Source organism: Flavobacterium gossypii (assembly GCF_014138495.1).
In the GTDB taxonomy this organism is placed as follows: domain Bacteria; phylum Bacteroidota; class Bacteroidia; order Flavobacteriales; family Flavobacteriaceae; genus Flavobacterium; species Flavobacterium endophyticum.
This window is the reverse complement of record NZ_JACJIS010000002.1, coordinates 187,332-202,216: the sequence shown is the minus strand read 5'-3', so window position 1 is coordinate 202,216 and position 14,885 is coordinate 187,332. Positions and strand designations below refer to the sequence as shown.

Sequence of the window (14,885 nt, the reverse complement as noted above, 5' to 3'; positions counted from 1 at the left end):
TTATGAAATATATTGCAGTGTTTTTATTTGAAAGTTTTCGAAAAAGGTTTAACAGACTCTTACGAAAGGCTTTGCGTTTAAATCGCTACATTTATGACAGCCAATTAATGAAGAAGAGTATGAAGAAGTTTAAATTAGCTGTCGAAGTCTGCCTGGCTTGTTTTGGTGCCTGCGAACTCTGTGCCGCGCTCTGCATCGAAATGAACGACAAGAACCATCAGCGGTGTATTTCCTTATGCCGTGATTGCGCAGAGATATGCATATTGTGCGTTAAGTTTTGTTCGAGAAATTCTACCTTTTCCAGCGGTTTGATGAAGTTGTGCGCCAAGATTTGTACGGCCTGTGCGTTGGAATGTGAAAAATTCAGCCATCATCCTCATTGTAAAGAATGCGCTGAAGCTTGTAGAAAATGTGCCGCTGTTTGTAGTTTTAAATGGTAAGTGATATTACAGCAAGATAATTAAGTCGCAAATTTCATGCAAACGCATAAACTCAATTCTATTTAGAAAAAATTAACAAGGAATTACGAAAACGCAGGAGCAGGAACAATGGTTGTATCAAACATTTTTCCTTACTTTTGTGGCACTTTTTAAACTACGTAATTCCACTCTCATGGATAAGATTTTTTCCTTCCTATTTTCCACCCGTTTAATGGCTGTCCTATTTATTGTTTTTGCTGTCGCAATGGGAATCGGAACCTTTGTTGAAGATGCTTACAATACTGATGTTGCCCGACTTTGGATTTACAACACTTGGTGGTTTGAGGCGATTATGCTTCTTTTTATGATTAATTTCCTTGGAAACATCAAGCGTTATCAGCTTTACAAAAAAGAGAAATGGACAACTTTATTGCTTCACTTGTCTTTTATTTTTATTTTAATAGGCGCTTTTTGGACGCGTTATATCAGTTTTGAAGGTATGATGTCAATCGCAGAAGGGCAGTCTGAGAACCAAGTTTTCTCAGATAAAACGTTCTTGAATGTGTTTGTTGACGGAGAATATAAAGGCGAAATGAAACGCAAAGCTGAAGAGAAAGAATTATTGCTTTCACCACAAGCGAATAACGATTTTTCTATTGACGGAAAGTTTGCTGAAACACCTTATGAGATTGTGTATAAAGACTTTGTGATGAATGCCTCAGAAACAATTAAGGAAGATGCAAACGGAGATACGTACATCAAATTAGTAGAATCTGGAGATGGAACGCGTCATGAACATTTTTTAAAGGAAGGTGAAGTTCAAAATATCCACAACTTGCTTTTTGCATTCAATAAACCGACTGATGGCGCTATAAATATTTCAAAATCAGGTGATAAATATACTTTTCAGGCTCCGTTTGGCGGAAGTTTCATGAGGATGGCTGATAAATTGCAAGGTTCTGTTGCTAAAGATACCGTTCAAGATTTGATGTTTCGTTCGTTATATAATGTAGGAGGCGCGCAATTTGTGTTTCCAGATCCTGCAATTAAAGGAAAAGTGGCTTTTGAATCTAACAATGATTACAAAGATAAAAAGAGCGATGATGCCTTGATTGTTACAATAAAATCAGGCGGAAAATCGCAAGATGTGACTTTAATTGGTTCAAAAGGAAGAATGGGCGAACCACAATCATTTAAATTGGGCAACCTTGACTTCACATTATTCTTCGGAAGTAAGGTCTATACATTACCTTTTAAAATTAAGCTGAATGACTTTATCGCTGATAAATATCCTGGAACTTTAAAGAGTTTTTCTGCTTTTAAAAGCAAGATTACTGTGGAAGACGAAAAGCCTTATGACTATGAAATTTTCATGAATAATGTCTTGGATCATGGCGGTTATCGATTTTTCCAAGCTTCGTATGATTATACAGACAATCACTTGAGAGATGCTTACGAGCCAAATATCACGGTACTTTCTGTCAATCACGATTTCTGGGGAACTTGGATTACCTACATAGGATATTTCCTTTTATATATAGGGTTGATGGCAATTATGTTTGATAAAAATTCAAGATTTGGCGAAGTGAAGAAAAAATTAGATAAAATTAAAGCGAAAAAAGCGAAATTGATGACGATTTTATTATTGTTTTTAAGCGTTGGAACTTTCGCACAGCACAACCACGACCATGCAGCTCCAGGTCATCAGCATACAACTTCTGCTAAAAAGGCAGCACCAATAAAAATGCCGACGGAAGCTGAAATTGATACTTTTTTGACCAAAATAAAAGTGAAGCCAGAACACGCGGCTAAATTTGGTCGTTTGGTAATTCAAGATGACGGCGGAAGGATGAAGCCAATCAATACTTTTTCGTCTGAATTGCTTCGAAAAGTGAGCCACAGCGATACATATAGAGGATTAAATTCTGATCAAGTTTTCTTGTCAATGTCACAATATCCTGAGTTTTGGGTAAATATTCCTTTTATTTTTGTGGAGAAACACAATGACAGCTTGCATAAAATTTTGGGAGTGGAAAGCAAGGCGAAATATGTCTCGTTCATCAACTTTTTTGACGAACAAGGAAATTATAAATTGTCTCCTTATTTAGATGAAGCGCAAAAAGCGGCAGTTCCGAATAAATTCCAGACTGATTTTATTGAAGTGGATAAAAAAGTAGTGCTTTTGAGCGCGGCTTTGAGCAGAAGAATTTTGAAAATTTTTCCGGTTCCGTTTGATAAAGGAAATAAATGGATTTCTCCTTTAGAATTAAATGAGTCTGGACTTACTGGCGTGGATTCAACTTACACAAGAAACGTGCTTCCGGCTTACATCGGATTTTTAGATGAAGCAAGAACTACTGGTGGTTACAAACAAGCTGATGAAATTTTAAGTGGCATTGAGCTTTTCCAGAAAAAATATGGAAAAAATGTGCGTCCGAGTGATGAAAAAATCAATTCAGAAATTATGTATAACAAGTATGATATCTTCAAGAAATTGTACTATTTATATATGATGGCCGGAATTTTCATGTTGCTTTTTACTATTATAAAGATTTTCAAAAACAACAAATTCATTAATTACACGGTAAAATTCTTCCACATTTTAATTGCATTTTTCTTCGTCTTGCACACTGCAGGATTGATTGTACGTTGGTACATTTCTGGGCACGCGCCTTGGAGTGATGCTTATGAATCAATTATTTATGTGGGCTGGGCAACAATGTTCTTCGGATTGGCTTTTGGGCGACAGTCACAATTGACAGTGGCTTCCACGGCTTTTGTGGCATCGATGATTTTGATGATCGCACATTGGAACTGGATGGATCCAGCAATCGCTAACTTGCAACCGGTTTTAAATTCATATTGGCTGATGATTCACGTGGCGGTTATCGTGGGAAGTTACGGACCCTTAACATTAGGAATGATTTTAGGATTAGTTTCATTGTTATTGATGATTTTTGCCAATAAAAATAACAGCAAAAAATTAGAATTAAGCATAAAAGAAATCACTTACATAACTGAATTAACCTTAACTGTTGGTTTGGTAATGTTGACTATCGGAAACTTCTTGGGTGGTCAATGGGCAAACGAAAGTTGGGGACGTTATTGGGGCTGGGATCCAAAAGAAACTTGGGCTTTGATCAGTATTATGGTTTACGCATTTGTAATTCACGCAAGATTGGTTCCTGGATTAAGAGGAACTTGGATTTTCAATGTATTTAGTGTGTATGCTTATTATTCGATTATGATGACTTATTTTGGAGTAAACTTTTACTTGACAGGTTTGCACTCGTATGCGAGCGGAGATAAAGTAGTTACGCCTAATTTTGTTTTTGTGTCTTTTGGCATTATAACCTTGATTTCGATTTTGGCATACATCAAGCAGAAAAAATATTTAAGAAGTTAAATACTTGCTATAGAAAAACCCATAATTTGATTATGGGCTTTTTATTTAACAAAAGTTTAGACGGAAGGAATTTCCTAATTATCTAATTTTATAAAAAATAAAACAATGAGAAAAATAGCCTTCGCCTTTGCACTCATAAGCTGTTTTGCCTGCCAGCAGAACCAGGCACAAGAGAAAAAAGCAAAAGCACCAACGCAAAAAAATAAAACAATGGCCAAAGAAAATATCTACCAGTTTAAGGTAAAAGACCTAGAAGGAAAGGATTTCGATTTCGCTTCTTTGAAGGGAAAGAAAATACTGATTGTCAATACCGCTTCAAAATGCGGATTAACGCCGCAATACAAAGATTTGCAGGCGATTTATGATCAGTATAAAGACAAAAACTTTATAATTGTAGGTTTTCCAGCTAACAATTTTGCGTCTCAAGAACCAGGAACGAATGAAGAAATTGGCGCTTTCTGTCAAAGAAATTATGGCGTGACCTTTCCGATGATGGAGAAAATCTCCGTGAAAGGCGATGACATGAACGAAGTTTACAAATTCCTGACGCAGAAATCTAAAAATGGATTGCAAGATTCAGAAGTAGAGTGGAACTTCCAAAAATACCTCATCAATGAAAAAGGGGAATTGGTAAAAGTGATTTCTCCAAAAACATTGCCGACAGATCCAGAAATTGTAAACTGGGTTAAAGCATAAAGACTTTCAAAATTTTATATACTAAGGCTTTCAGAATTCAAAACTCTGGAAGTTTTTTTATTTTAAGATCAGCTGCATCAGTTGTACGTCCAGCCATTTTTCAAATTTATATCCGGCTTCTCGCAAAACACCTGATTTTTCAAAGCCGAATTTTTCATGAAAAGCAATACTTCCGACGTTTTCTGCATCAATCAGTCCGATCATTGTATGCAATTTTTGCTTTTTGGCTGTATCAATCAGTTCAGATAAAATTTGTTTTCCTATTCCTTTGCCAGAGAGTCCATCTTTTACATAAACAGAATGCTCAACCGTGAATTTATAGCCGATTTTCACACGGAAATCGCCATATGTCCCAAACCCTAGAACGTTCGCTTTTTCATCAACAGCAACCAGAATTGGAAAACCGTGAGCCTGTTTTTCTTCAAACCAAATCAGCTGTTCGTTCAAAGTCCGGACGTCATAATCATAGATGGCAGTTGTGTTTAGGATAGCATCATTTACAATTTCTAAAATGCCTTCTATATCTTCAATTTTTGCAGGTCTGATACGGCTTTCCATGTCTTGATTTTTTTCACTTCCAAAGATAGAAAAACTTGCCAAGAATGTACGGAAAGCCTTTGTAATTTGTACCTTTGATGTATTGAAATACTACAGAATGATTTATCCAAAAATACCTCTGGCGCAAAGCATACTCGAAATCTGCAAGGCCAAAGGACTTACCGATATCGTAATCTCTCCAGGTTCCAGAAATGCCCCGTTAACTATTGGTTTTGCTAACAATCCCGACTTCAAATGCTACAGCATAGCTGATGAAAGATGTGCTGCTTTTTTTGCTTTGGGAATGGCACAACAGACCAAAAAGCCGGTGGCAATCGTTTGTACTTCAGGTTCTGCGTTACTGAATTATTATCCTGCAATCGCCGAAGCTTTTTACAGTCAGATTCCTTTGGTGGTGATTTCAGCCGACAGGCCTCATGATAAAATCGATATTGGAGACGGACAAACCATTCGCCAAGAAAATGTATACGCGAATCATATCCTTTACAATGCCAATTTAACTGAAGAAGCGTCGCAGGAAAACGACCTTAAAATTGCAGACGCCATAACTTTGGCAACTGTCAAAAAAGGCCCAGTTCATATCAATGCTCCCTTTGAAGAACCTTTGTACGAAACGGTTTCTGAGCTTTCGATAAATCCGGTTATTTCAGAAACTACTTTTGAAGGCCCAAGTTCTGAGGAAGATATAAGCTCATTTATTTCACAATGGAATACTTCTAAAAAGAAATTAGTTTTGGTTGGAGTCAATGATCCTAATGCTATTGACAAAGAAATCATACACCATCTGGCCAATGATCCGTCGGTAGTCGTTATGACCGAAACGACTTCTAATTTGCACCATCCGAATTTTATAAACAATATCGACACTATAATTACGCCTTTCACAGATGATGATTTTAAAGAGTTCCAGCCAGAAATTTTACTGACTTTTGGTGGAATGGTCGTATCGAAAAGAATAAAAGCATTTTTAAGAAAATACAGGCCTAAAGCACATTGGCACATCGATACGCTGAGAGCGTATGATACTTTTGGTACGTTGAGTAAACATTTTGTAGCAGAACCTAACGAATTTCTGAAACAATTTCTATCAAATTCTACCGTAATTTCCGACTATAACCAAAAAGCACAGGATTTAAAGAAGTTTAGGAAAGAAAAGCATGATTTATACCTTTCTAAAATTCCATTTTCAGATTTTACTGTTTTTGAAAAAGTAATTCCGAGCCTTCCAAAAAACAGCCAGCTACAGATCAGCAATAGTTCTGCAATTCGATACGCCCAATTGATTGATATCGATCCGACAATTGCTGTATTTTGCAATCGAGGGACAAGCGGCATCGACGGAAGTACCTCAACAGCAATAGGAGCAGCGCTGGCAAGCGGACAAGAAACCATTTTGATTACTGGAGACGTAAGCTTTTTGTATGACAGCAATGCATTGTGGAATACTTATATTCCGAAAAACTTTAAGATAATCTTGCTTAATAATGGAGGTGGAGGCATTTTCAGAATTCTTCCAGGACATCAAGAAACGCCGGTTTTCAATACCTATTTTGAAACTTCTCATTGCCTGACTGGAGAACATTTGGCTAAAATGTATCAATTTGATTATTTTACGGCAAGTGAAGAAACGGGCTTAGGAAATAGCCTAAAAGAATTTTACGCAAGTAATAAACCTTCAATTCTAGAGGTTTTTACGCCTACGCTAGAAAATGATAAGATTTTATTGCAGTATTTTAAGGAATTGGTCTAGTTTTCAGTTTCAAAAGGACTCAATAGTCTTAATTTGATTGATATAACACTATTTACATTTAACATTTGTACCTTTGCCCTCTGCAACTTAGAAACTTTGCAACTTTAAAAAATGATTGAAATAGGAAAATATAATACGTTGACAATTGACCGAGATACACAAGTCGGTTTGTTTTTGACGGATGGAAAAGAAGACGTTTTACTGCCTAATAAATACGTGCCAAAAATATTCGAAATAGGCGAAGAGATTACTGTTTTTGTATATCTTGACCACGAAGAAAGACCTGTGGCTACAACTCTAGAGCCTTATATACTGCTGAATGAATTTGGACTTTTAAGAGTGAATTACACCAACCAAATCGGTGCTTTTATGGACTGGGGAATGGAAAAAGACATTCTGGTTCCGTTTAAAGAACAAGCCCGTCCGATGGAGAAAGGAAAACGCTATCTCGTCTATCTTTATATGGATGAGAAAACGAATCGTTTGGTCGCTTCGAGCAAGACAAACCAATTCTTGAATAACGATAATCTTACTGTTGAAGTAGGCGAGGAAGTCGATCTGATCGTTTCTCACATTACAGAATTGGGAATCAACGTTATTATCAACGAGCAGCACAAAGGCTTGATTTATAAAGATGAAGTTTACGATGATGCTATCCGTACAGGCGATAGGCTTCGCGGATATATCAAGGCAATCCGTCCAGATAATAAGATTGATGTTGCTTTGCAAAAACAAGGTTTTGAAGCCGTTGAGCCCAATGCAGAAAAGATTTTAGATGAGCTTCGTGCCAATAGAGGTTTTCTTCGCTTGAACGATGCCAGCCATCCTGAAGATATCAAGTCTGTCTTAAGAATGAGCAAGAAAACCTTCAAGAAGGCTATTGGCGTGCTGTATAAACAGAAACAGATTGAGATTAAAGAAGATGGAATCTACTTGGTAAAAGAGTAATTAAAGCATCAATATAAACTATACGAACGCTTTCTTTTCTAAGAGAGCGTTTTTTTATTTTTCGTTTCAAAAGCTATTAACTTCAAATTAAGGTTTATTAAAAACTATTTTATACATTTGTATATACAAATATTATACGATTTGAAACGTTCGGATTTTATTAAAACAGTAACAGGAGGAATAGCTATGGCATCATTACAGCCTTTTTATAATTGGACACAAGAGTTAAGCGAAGAAGATATTAAACATCCCGTATTGTTCATCGGTCACGGATCGCCAATGAACGGGATCGAAGACAATGAGTTTTCACAGAATTGGGCGAAGATGGGGAAGGAGATTCCAAAACCAAAAGCCGTTCTGGTAATTTCGGCACATTGGCTGACGCGAGGAACGCACATTACTGCAATGAATAATCCGAAAACCATCCATGATTTTGGAGGATTTCCGCAAGCTCTTTTTGACGTACAATATCCAGCAAAAGGAAATCCAGAATTGGCCGAAGCAACGACAAAGTTGATCCATTCTACCGATGTTGGATTAGACCATGACTGGGGATTAGATCATGGAACTTGGACCGTCGTACGACATATGTATCCCGAGGCTGATATTCCGGTACTCCAATTGAGCATTGATTATGGAAAACCGGCACAATACCATTACGATTTGGCAAAACAGATTGCCTCATTGCGAAAAAAAGGCGTGCTCATCATAGGAAGCGGTAATATGGTACACAACCTTCGTATGGTGGCTTGGAATAAATTACAGGAACCCGAATATGGTTTTGATTGGGCTATAGAAATGAATCAGGTTTTTAAAGAGAGAATAGAAAACCGCGACCATAAGGCATTGATAGACTATGAAAACCTCAATAAAGCGTCGAAATTAGCAATTCCGACGCCAGATCATTACTATCCGCTGCTGTATTCGCTTGCTTTGCAGGACAATCAAGAAAATACGACTTTTTTTAACGATAAGCTGGTTGGAGGCTCATTAAACATGACTTCCGTGAAAATAGGCTGATTATCTTTCGGCTGTTTCTAACTGAAGGACTAGATTTTGATATTTTCGACTTAAAGAGAACATCTTTTCTGCAGCAACCATAATAATCACTGGAATTAGGAAATACTCAGCAAGATTCTCTACATACAACAAATAAGTTGTAAGGATGAACAATCTTGAATATTCAAGATAATAAATCCATTTTCGCTGTTCTAGCAGAGCGCCGCAGTTGATCAGCGTAATCATGATAAAGGAAAGCCCAAATATTTTGTCATAAAAGCTCAGATTTCCAAAGTAATACGTAAAGCCAGTCAGGACGATAGTGCTGATAGCCAATTGTATGTAAAGGTAATTCCTGAATTTTAGGCGATGGCTCCTGTCGGTTTTGTCTTGAAGGAATTTTTTCTCTAACATCGGCCGGATATCTTGGTCCATTGCAGCTGGACTTCCAAATACCGCATTCCAACGTGCTTGAAATCCTTTGGAGCGTTTCCAAAGCTCATAAATTTCAAAATAATAGTGAAAATGCTGCCATAAGAAACTGTAGCTTTTCAGCGGATGCGTCAGTCCGTACTTAGGCTTTTCTTCTTCCTCCTGAAATGTGCCGAAGATCCTGTCCCAAAAAGTAAACATGTCTCCATAATTTTTGTCCAAGTATTTTTCATCAGAAGCATGGTGGACGCCGTGTACAGAAGGCGTCACGAAAACATATTCGAGCCATTTGATGCGGCCGATGACTTGCGTGTGCGTAAAAAAAGAATAGGCTCCATGAACGATCAGCATCGTGATGACCATTTTTGGATGGAATCCTAAGAAAGGAAGAATGCACCAAAATCCGGTTCTGATAATTGCTTGAAAAGTGGTAATCCTTGCGGCGGCCGTAAAGTTAAATTCTTCGCTATGATGATGGACAATGTGTGCGGCCCAAAAAAAGTTTACTTCATGCCCAAGCCTATGATACCAATACCAAACAAAATCTGTGGCGAGGATTAATCCTACCCAAATCAAAAAAGTGCTCGGGATATCAAAGATTCTGTAATGTTCGTAAATATGATAAAAAAGCTGGTAGAAGCTTGCCGCGATAAAAAGATTGATGAGCCGTTCTGCCAATCCGATGCTGATATTGGAAACCGAGCTTTCATAATTGAATATTTCAGGACGTTTTCTACGTTGCGCCAATTTGTATTCTAAATATACGAAGAGGAAAAAGGCCGGCATCGCAAATGCCAGAAAATTAATGTTTTCCATAATTCTTTTTTGAAAATTAATATTCTAAATAGCTCATTTTTAAAACTTTTCTAGAGTAAAGTTATCAAAAAAAGTTCCAAATCTTGCAGTACGACTTATCAACCGCTGTTGATAAATAGCCTAAATTTTGGGCTGATTTACGGAAAGAAGAAAAATTAAAAACATTTGCTGAACATTAAGCAAAAGATGCTTTTCAAAATTAGGGATTGCTCAATTTCTGGAAGGCAAAATTTAACAGTTTTTCTATTTTATTTCAATATGGGAATTGATTTCTAGTAACGCATCGATGAAGGCTTGTTTCTTTTTTGGAGAAATGTATATGTCATCATATTTGTTGTATTTTATGATGAGTCCTTTCGAACCCAAACCCGGTTTTAGGTTCGACTGAATCATCCAGCCTTTTTGGTGTTCAATGGTATGGATTCTGTAAATATCAATCTTTCCTCTGATTGGACCAGATTTGTATTTTAAATAAGAACCTTCTAGGCGATAATTAGTATCTACTAAAATCCAGATAAGCAATGCAGCACAAACAGCACAAATGATAATCGGAATAAAAACAGTTCCTTCAATGTCGTTAGGCGTCATAAAAGGAAGAGCAATTAGGAAGGCTACCACAAGCCATAAAAGTAAAACAGTAGGGAGATGATAGTCGGTATTAAATTTTTTCATGTCTTAAATTTAGGAAAATATATAAAACAAAAAAATTCGGGATTGAAAAATCCCGAATCCTTCTTTTAAGATAGAAGTATTAAACTCCTAAATCTTTTTTAGTTTTTTTCTGAAGGGCATCTTTGTGCAATAAGACAGAAATTGCTTTTAATCTCAAATAAGGAACGCTCATGTAAACGTAACCGTCATTTCCTAGGTTTTTCGTTCCCCATGAATTTTTTACTTTGTAATAAATGTTTCCGTTTTGGTCTTTTACTTTCCCGACGATGTGCATCAAGTGATCATCAGTTGTATTGTAATTTTCAAATTCTTGCTGGCGGAATTCTGGCGTGATTTTTTTCTCCGGCTTGATTTCGGTCAAAATTGTTTTTTCATCGGCATCGTTTTCAGGAACTACGGCAATTCCGTTTCTTCCAGAAAAAGTCTTTTCGCTCACATCAGCATCCAAAGCCAAGGTATACCCTTTGTCTAAAGCATTGTCTATATTCTGTACAAATTCATCCAGCGGCATATTATAAAAGCTTCCGTTAGAGAAATTATCTGGAATATCCAGGATAAATGTCTTATAATACGGCTCGTTTGTGAACGAAGTAATCGTAATGTAATCTTTCAAATTCAGCTTGGTCATTTCCAAAAAGCTCTTTGGCGTATATTTTTTTCCGTCATAGGTAAATTCAGTTACATTCGCACCCATGTATTTGTCAAGGATTGCCTCAACATCCGTTTTCCATTTTGGATCTAGCTTTTTAGAAGGATCCGCATATTTCTTCAACAGATCTTCTAATTCTTTCGCCATTTTTGAATGGTCATGCTTTGTAGCGCTTCCTACCAATCCGGAATAAGCCGTCAAAGGAACGATACCAAATTCCATAGCACTGTTGATTACGTCATGATTCAATCCTCCTTCGCCAAATTGCGCTTTTCCTTGACGCATGACATAGTTCCAAGCCTTTTTTGGATACGTATTACGTACATTATACATCTCAGAAAGATCGATTTTTTTTCCTAAAACACGTATGATTTCGGCCTCTAAAAAAGAAGTAGAAGAGAAACTCCAGCAGGTTCCTGTAATGTCCTGAGAAATTACGGGAGTCGCTTCAATGTCTTTAATGGTTTGGAATTCATACTTTTGTGAGTAAGCCGAAAAGGCGAATGCTAGTAAGGCAATAGGTAAGAAAATCTGTCTCATTTATATTTTAATTTTTGTTTATTCGTAGTCTGTGAAAAATGATTTATTTTTACGCTAAAATAATATAAAAATGAGTTCAATAAACTGGGAAACTGTTAAAGATTTCGAAGATATAACCTATAAAAAATCAAATGGCGTTGCACGAATCGCATTCAACCGTCCAGATGTGAGAAATGCTTTTCGTCCAAAAACCACTAGCGAGCTGTATCAGGCTTTTTATGATGCGCAAGAAGATACGTCTATTGGTGTTGTTTTGCTTTCTGCTGAAGGACCGTCCTCAAAAGACGGCGTTTATTCGTTTTGTAGCGGCGGCGACCAGAAGGCGAGAGGCCATCAAGGCTATGTTGGCGAAGATGGCATGCACCGTTTGAACATCTTAGAAGTACAACGACTGATTCGTTTTATGCCGAAAGTCGTGATTGCTGTTGTTCCAGGATGGGCAGTTGGCGGAGGCCATAGCCTTCATGTAGTTTGCGATTTGACTTTGGCAAGCAAGGAACACGCGATTTTCAAACAGACCGATGCTGATGTGACCAGTTTTGACGGTGGTTACGGTTCTGCTTACCTTGCTAAAATGGTCGGACAGAAAAAAGCCAGAGAGATCTTCTTCCTTGGCAGAAATTATTCGGCACAAGATGCTTTTGATATGGGAATGGTGAATGCCGTGATTCCGCACGATGAGTTGGAAGATACAGCCTACCAATGGGCCCAAGAAATTTTAGAAAAATCGCCTACCTCTATAAAAATGCTGAAATTTGCCATGAACTTGACTGATGACGGAATGGTCGGACAGCAGGTTTTTGCTGGCGAAGCAACGCGTTTGGCGTATATGACCGACGAGGCAAAAGAAGGAAGAAATGCTTTCTTAGAAAAAAGAAAGCCTAATTTCGAAAAGAAATACCTTCCATAACAAACTTTTGCTGAACAAACCCCTCAATCTGAAACCGAATGGAATTTACCAACGAAACGATAGACTTAGACTTGCTTCCCAAATTTGAGGAAGTGCATTTTTCTTCATTGCATAAAGATTATATCAAGGTCGTTTATATCAATATTGCTATTATTTTGCTGATTATAGCAATTGGAATTGGCGCTCTGATTTACTTTAATGAAGAAATGCAACAAAGTTTGGCCTATTCGATTTTTGGTGTTTCTTATGTGGCTTTTGCTTTAGTTTTGTTTTTCAGTTCTGTAGCATCTGTAAAAAGACGTGCCTATGCCGTACGAGAAAAAGATATTTTGTATAAAAGAGGATTGCTTTCGACCACTACGACCATGATGCCCTTCAATCGGATTCAGCATGTAGCTATGCATGAAGGCGCTTTTTCTCGAATATACAACTTGGCACAAATACAGATTTATACGGCAGGAGGAAGCACGAGCGATGTCAAGATTTCGGGAATAGAAAAAGAAAAAGCGGAAAGCATTAAAGAACTTCTGATGCAGAAAATCCAAAATCAAATCTAATGGAGCTTGATTTTAAGACGCCACAGCGCCAATCCGTAACAGGAATCATCATTATGTTTGCCGATACGTTTCAAGGCCTTATACGTGCCTTATGGGCGCCGATTTTGGTGGTTCTTTTCAGGATGAAGTCCGAAAATTATCTTCTTATAGCTCTTGGATTCCTAGCTTTGGTTGTCTTAACCTTGGTGATTGGCTATTTAAAATACAGAAACTTTACTTTTTTTCTGGACGAAGAAAAGCAGGAATTTGTTCTAAGTAAAGGTATAATCAATAAAAGTAAGATTAATATCCAGCTTTCAAAAATCCAGCAGGTTAACATCAATCAGTCCATTATTCAGAAAATAATAGGTGTCTATAGCTTGGATATCGATACGGCTGGAAGCGATAAAAAAGAAATCAGCATACGCGCTATCGACCAAAGTTTGGCGCTAATTTTAAAAGAAAGATTGTTGGATTATGGCGATAAGGAAGAAGCTGTTTCTGAAGAAAAATCAGAAATAATTTCCAATACTAGTTTCAATACAAAACCCTTTATTAAAATAAGTTACGCTACTTTATTTAAAGTAGGGATTACATCCAATTACGGACGAACGATTGCACTTCTAATTACTTTCGCGATTACGCTTTACCAAAGTTTCAAAGATGCTATCAGTACTTTTGAAATCGACGAAACAACAGTTGATTCAGCTTTCGAAAAAAGCGCAGGCTATTTTTCGGCAGGAATTTTAGTGGTCGGACTTTTGTTCTTGGTGTTGCTGATCAATATCATCCGTACATTTATAAAACACTTCGATTTTGAGATGATCAAGCAGAAACAATCTTTGGCGATAACCTCCGGTTTGTTTGCAAAGAAAAATACGCTGTTAAATCCAGATAAAGTACAGATTACGTCCTACAGCCAAAATTATTTTCAGAAGAAGCTCAAGATTTTGGACATGAACATGAAGCAAGCCTCCAGCAACGAAGCCAAAGAAGAACAGAAAAAAAGCAACGTGATAGAAGTCCCAGGTTGTAATAGCTACGAAAGAGATGAAATTCTAAAGCTGATTCTTGGCAAAATTCCAGAAAAAAGAACTCCGATACAGCCTAATTTCCGCTATTTGATTTCCAGGATTTTTTCTGTGGCCGTATTTTTAGGTATAATTTTTACGGTTTTAAACTTTTCGGAAGTTGAAAATATCACATTTTATATCCCTTTGATTTTTGTATATTTAGGTCTCGTTAGCAGCGTGATTTATTTCGGATTCAAAAATAACAGGCTCTATTCCAATGAAAACTTTGTGATACTCAAGCATGGAGCGTGGGATGTAGAGCATGAGATTATTGAGCCTTATAAAATACAGGCAATTACGACAAGGCAATATTTCTGGCATAAGAGAGCCGACGTTGGCCATCTTACATTGCATACTGCAGCAGGAGACGTACATTTTAAATTCGGAGATTTTACAAAAATAAAGCAATTAGTCAACTATTGGCTGTATCAGGTTGAAACATCTAAGCAAAATTGGATGTAACTTTGCCTTTGAAAAAGAA

Annotated in this window: 13 protein-coding genes; 9 read left to right on the top strand and 4 right to left on the bottom strand. The window is 37.1% G+C overall.

Annotated features, from left to right (window positions below; translation table 11 throughout):
• Positions 1–2 precede the first annotated feature (2 nt).
• The 3 genes from GGR22_RS17230 to GGR22_RS10810 all read left to right on the top strand — a co-directional run bounded on the left by GGR22_RS17230 (position 3) and on the right by GGR22_RS10810 (position 4,521).
• Positions 3–440, top strand: a complete 438-nt coding sequence (locus GGR22_RS17230) for a four-helix bundle copper-binding protein (RefSeq protein WP_394367920.1) — start codon at positions 3–5, stop codon at positions 438–440.
• A gap of 211 nt (positions 441–651) precedes the next feature.
• Positions 652–3,825: a cytochrome c biogenesis protein CcsA gene (ccsA, locus tag GGR22_RS10815; protein WP_379730253.1), complete on the top strand. Its 3,174-nt coding sequence runs from the start codon at positions 652–654 to the stop codon at positions 3,823–3,825.
• A gap of 105 nt (positions 3,826–3,930) precedes the next feature.
• Positions 3,931–4,521 (top strand): glutathione peroxidase, encoded by a 591-nt coding sequence (locus tag GGR22_RS10810; RefSeq protein WP_182493673.1) that lies wholly within the window; start codon positions 3,931–3,933, stop codon positions 4,519–4,521.
• A gap of 57 nt (positions 4,522–4,578) precedes the next feature.
• Here the strand turns inward: GGR22_RS10810 and GGR22_RS10805 are convergent, their stop codons facing one another.
• Positions 4,579–5,079 (bottom strand): GNAT family N-acetyltransferase, encoded by a 501-nt coding sequence (locus GGR22_RS10805; protein ID WP_182493672.1) that lies wholly within the window; start codon positions 5,077–5,079, stop codon positions 4,579–4,581.
• A gap of 97 nt (positions 5,080–5,176) precedes the next feature.
• On the opposite strand from GGR22_RS10805, the gene menD reads away from it, so the two are divergent.
• The 3 genes from menD (at position 5,177) to ygiD (ending at position 8,797) form a co-directional block, all read left to right on the top strand.
• The gene (gene menD / locus GGR22_RS10800; protein WP_182493671.1) at positions 5,177–6,829 is read left to right on the top strand and encodes a 2-succinyl-5-enolpyruvyl-6-hydroxy-3-cyclohexene-1-carboxylic-acid synthase; all 1,653 of its coding nucleotides are present in this window, start codon (positions 5,177–5,179) and stop codon (positions 6,827–6,829) included.
• 111 nt (positions 6,830–6,940) lie between these two features.
• On the top strand, positions 6,941–7,777 hold the full coding sequence (locus GGR22_RS10795) for a CvfB family protein (protein WP_182493670.1): 837 nt from the start codon (positions 6,941–6,943) through the stop codon (positions 7,775–7,777).
• Positions 7,778–7,963: 186 nt separating this feature from the next.
• Positions 7,964–8,797: a 4,5-DOPA-extradiol-dioxygenase gene (gene ygiD, locus GGR22_RS10790; protein WP_182494014.1), complete on the top strand. Its 834-nt coding sequence runs from the start codon at positions 7,964–7,966 to the stop codon at positions 8,795–8,797.
• Here the strand turns inward: ygiD and GGR22_RS10785 are convergent, their stop codons facing one another.
• The 3 genes from GGR22_RS10785 to GGR22_RS10775 form a co-directional block, all read right to left on the bottom strand.
• On the bottom strand, positions 8,798–10,024 hold the full coding sequence (locus GGR22_RS10785) for a sterol desaturase family protein (RefSeq protein WP_182493669.1): 1,227 nt from the start codon (positions 10,022–10,024) through the stop codon (positions 8,798–8,800).
• A 243-nt stretch (positions 10,025–10,267) separates the two neighbouring features.
• Positions 10,268–10,696 carry a PH domain-containing protein gene (locus tag GGR22_RS10780; protein ID WP_182493668.1) on the bottom strand — a complete coding sequence of 143 codons (429 nt, stop codon included), beginning with the start codon at positions 10,694–10,696 and terminating at the stop codon, positions 10,268–10,270.
• Between the two features lie 79 nt (positions 10,697–10,775).
• Entirely contained in the window at positions 10,776–11,885 is a 1,110-nt protein-coding gene (locus tag GGR22_RS10775; RefSeq protein ID WP_121376450.1) for a C1 family peptidase, read from the bottom strand.
• A gap of 70 nt (positions 11,886–11,955) precedes the next feature.
• Between GGR22_RS10775 and GGR22_RS10770 the strand changes: the two genes are divergently transcribed.
• The 3 genes from GGR22_RS10770 to GGR22_RS10760 are packed head-to-tail and all read left to right on the top strand — an operon-like array spanning position 11,956 to position 14,866.
• Complete coding sequence (locus tag GGR22_RS10770) at positions 11,956–12,795, top strand: 1,4-dihydroxy-2-naphthoyl-CoA synthase (protein WP_121376449.1); 840 nt, start codon at positions 11,956–11,958, stop codon at positions 12,793–12,795.
• Positions 12,796–12,833: 38 nt separating this feature from the next.
• Positions 12,834–13,352 (top strand): PH domain-containing protein, encoded by a 519-nt coding sequence (locus GGR22_RS10765; protein ID WP_182493667.1) that lies wholly within the window; start codon positions 12,834–12,836, stop codon positions 13,350–13,352.
• The gene (locus tag GGR22_RS10760) at positions 13,352–14,866 is read left to right on the top strand and encodes a PH domain-containing protein (protein WP_182493666.1); all 1,515 of its coding nucleotides are present in this window, start codon (positions 13,352–13,354) and stop codon (positions 14,864–14,866) included. Before GGR22_RS10765 ends, GGR22_RS10760 begins: the two co-directional genes overlap by 1 nt.
• The last annotated feature ends 19 nt before the right edge of the window (positions 14,867–14,885 follow it).